This is a genomic window from Amycolatopsis iheyensis (assembly GCF_024703995.1).
Classification (GTDB): domain Bacteria; phylum Actinomycetota; class Actinomycetes; order Mycobacteriales; family Pseudonocardiaceae; genus Amycolatopsis; species Amycolatopsis iheyensis.
In genome coordinates this window covers 1-1136 of the sequence record NZ_JAMXQV010000075.1, presented here as the reverse complement: position 1 = coordinate 1136, position 1136 = coordinate 1, and the positions used below count along the sequence as shown (strand labels likewise).

Genomic DNA, 1136 nt, shown 5'->3' with positions numbered 1-1136 from the left:
CTAGTGTCCTGAGTCGTTAATTCGTTGGCAGTATGCGGCGAGGGTGTCGAGGATCTGGTCGGCGGTTTTGGTCCAGACGAAGGGTTTGGGGTCGTCGTTCCAGGCGCCGATCCAGGCCTCGACGTCGGCTTCGAGTTCGGTGACGCTGCGGTGAGCTGATCGGCGGAGCTTGCGGTTGGTCAGCTCCGCGAACCAGCGTTCGACCAGGTTGAGCCAGGAGGCGCTGGTCGGGGTGAAATGCACGTGGAAGCGTGGGTGCTGCAGCAGCCAGTTCTTGATCGCCGGGGTTTTGTGGGTGGCGTAGTTGTCGCAGACCAGGTGCAGCTCGAGATCTCCCGGGGTGGCGGCGTCGATGGTCTTGAGGAATTTCAGGAACTCCTGATGCCGGTGCCGGCGGTGGTGCTGGGCGATCACCGATCCGGTGGCCAGGTTCAGTGCGGCGAACAGGCTCGTGGTCCCGTGGCGCACGTAGTCGTGGGTCATCCGCGCCGGCGTGGTGGGCATGATCGGCAGCGTGGGCGCGGTCCGGTCGATGGCCTGCATCTGCGACTTCTCATCGACACACAGCACGATCGCGTTGTCCGGCGGGGCGAGATACAACCCGACCACGTCCCTGACCTTCTCCACGAACTGCGGGTCCCGTGACAGCTTCCACGTCTGGACCTGATGCGGTTTGAGGCCGAACGCCCGCCAGATCCGTGACACCGTCGACTGCGACATGCCGGTGGCCGCGGCCATCGACCGGGTCGACCAGTGCGTGTCCTGATCCGGTGGGGACTGCTCCAGGGTCTTCACGATCACCGCCTCCACGCGCTCGTCGGTAACCGTGCGCGGCGCGCCCGCCCGCGGTTCGTCCGACAGGCCCTCAAGCCCGTCGGCGACAAACCGCGACCGCCACTTCGCCACGGTGTGACGCTTCACCCCAAACTCGTCGGCCACTTCCGAGTTCGAGCCGCCATCCGCGCAGCGCAAAACAATCCGCGACCGCAACGCCAAAGCCTGCGCCGTGGTCGGGCGACGCGACCACCGCAGCAACGTCTCGCGCTCCTCATCGCTCAACACCAACGGCGGCAGCTTCGGGCTCGGCATCACAGCATCCTAGACACTGGCCACGAAATTAAGACTCAGGACACTAG

1 protein-coding gene is annotated in these 1136 nt (G+C 65.3%); it reads right to left on the bottom strand.

The features are described 5' to 3' along the window. Complete coding sequence (locus M8542_RS49780) at positions 1–1089, bottom strand: IS630 family transposase (protein ID WP_257927452.1); 1089 nt, start codon at positions 1087–1089, stop codon at positions 1–3. Positions 1090–1136: the final 47 nt, after the last annotated feature.

Excerpts from the sequence above, each read along its gene's own strand:
- M8542_RS49780 (WP_257927452.1), bottom strand. The coding sequence starts at position 1,089 with ATGCCGAGCCCGAAGCTGCCGCCGTTGGTGTTGAGCGATGAGGAGCGC.